The sequence below is a fragment of the Stenotrophomonas sp. P5_A9 genome (assembly GCF_056400525.1).
In genome coordinates this window covers 1-1944 of record NZ_JBFULC010000139.1, presented here as the reverse complement: position 1 = coordinate 1944, position 1944 = coordinate 1, and the positions used below count along the sequence as shown (strand labels likewise).

Annotated in this window: 1 protein-coding gene; it reads right to left on the bottom strand. The window is 63.8% G+C overall.

The window, feature by feature from the left end:
- On the bottom strand, positions 1-1944 hold a 1944-nt coding region (locus AC1DR7_RS20260; RefSeq protein ID WP_478076668.1), incomplete at both ends, for a condensation domain-containing protein.

Here is a 1944-nt window from a genome sequence, read left to right as displayed (position 1 = left end):
CCCACGCCCTGTGCGATCAACCGGTGGGCTAGGCGGTTGGCGCGGCAGTTCAGTTCGGAGTAGCTCAATTGGCAGTCTTCAAACTCCAATGCCACCGCATCACCATTGCGCCGCACCTGTGCCTCGAAGTACCCGTGCAGCAGCATGCCCTCGTCGCGGACCAGCCCGGTATCGTTGAAGTCCTGCAGCATGCGTGTACGCGCATGCTCTGGCTGCATGGGGAGAGCCGCCACGCTGGACGCGGCATCCTCCGCCATTGCAGACCACAAGATCTGCAGATGTTCTGCCCACCTTTGGACCGTCGCCTGGTCGAAGAGATCCGTTGCATACTCCAGAAGCCCTTCCAGTACATCGTTTCCTTCGCGCAGTGAAAGCGCAAGATCGAACTGGGTGGAAGAACGCGCTACCGCGCCGAGCTGCAGACTCAGGCCCGGCAGCGCGAGCGTGGTTGCCGGCGTGGTATCGAGAGTCAGCATTGTCTGGAAGACCGCGTTGTGCGCCAAGCTGCGCGGTGGCATGGCCGCATCTACGATCTGATCGAAGGGCAGCGCCTGGTGCGCAAAAGCATCCAAGGCCGTCGTCTTCACCTGGGCCAGCAGTTGGGAAACAGTCTGGCCGGGGTCGACACGAACGCGCATGGGCAGCGTATTGACGAACAAACCAACCATTGGCTCGAACTCCTGCCGCATGCGATTGGCAACAGGCGTACCCACGACGACATCTTCCTGCCCGCTCAACCGGGCCATGAGGATCGACCACCCCGCCAAAAGTGTCATGAACACGGTCGTCCCATGACGCCGCGACAGATCGCGCAGCGCCTTCGTCAGTACCGACGGCAACACGATGGAGACGCTCGCACCCGCATGCGATTGCACCGATGGCCGCGGCCGGTCGGTGGGGAGCTCAAGGAGGGCCGGTGCTCCACGTAGCTGGGATCTCCAGAACCCAACCTGGGTTTCCAGCTTCTCGCCATTCATGCGACCGCGCTCCCAACGCGCGTAGTCCGCATACTGAACGGTCAAAGGAGGCAGCGTGTCACCGACCCCTTCCAGGAAGCCTGCGTACAGCGTCGTCAGCTCACGCACCAGCACACCTATCGACCAGCCGTCCGAGACGATGTGGTGCTGGGTAACCAGCAGGATCTGTTTCTGATCGTCCAGGATCAGGAGCCGCGCGCGGATCAGTGGGCCCGTCGACAGGTCGAATGCCGCATGGGCCTCGTGCGCGCTCCACCGCTCCGCCTCCAGTGCGCGAGCACCTGCTCCAAGCGCACGCAAGTCGTGTTCGATGAGTGCGATACCCACGTCAGCCGCGGCGATTACCTGTACCGGGCTGCCCTCAACCACAGCAAAGCTGGTCCGTAGAACTTCATGCCGGGCGACGATCGCATCCAATGCATGCCGTAATGCGATGCGGTCCAGGGCGCCGGTTAGCGTCACCGCAGCCGGCATGTGATAGGCCGCGCCGGCCCTTGGATCCAACTGTGCAAGGAACCATAGGCGTTGTTGTGCAAGCGAGGGCAGCAGCGCTATCTGCCGGTCGGCCAGATCAAGCGGATCGTCTTCCGTTCCGATCGGCCCAAGCGCCGCTGCCAGGTCCTCCAGCACGGGCAGCGCGAACACATCCCGTACCGTGGCCTGGACACCGGCAGTGGCGCGTAGACGAGCCGCCAACTGCACAGCCAGCAGCGAGTGTCCTCCCAGTTCGAAGAAATCGTCATGCCGCCCGACCCGTTCCACGCCCAGGAGCTCGGCCCAGATCGCGGCCAGCACCTGCTCCATCCCCGCCTCTGGTGCGACATACCCGCGCGTGACCGAGGCATCCAGCCCCGGTATGGGCAGCGCCTGGCGATCCAGCTTGCCGTTGGGTGTAAGCGGCATTGCTGGCAGGCACACGAAGGCGCTGGGCACCATGTAGGGAGCCAGCGTCCGCGCGACCTGCTGA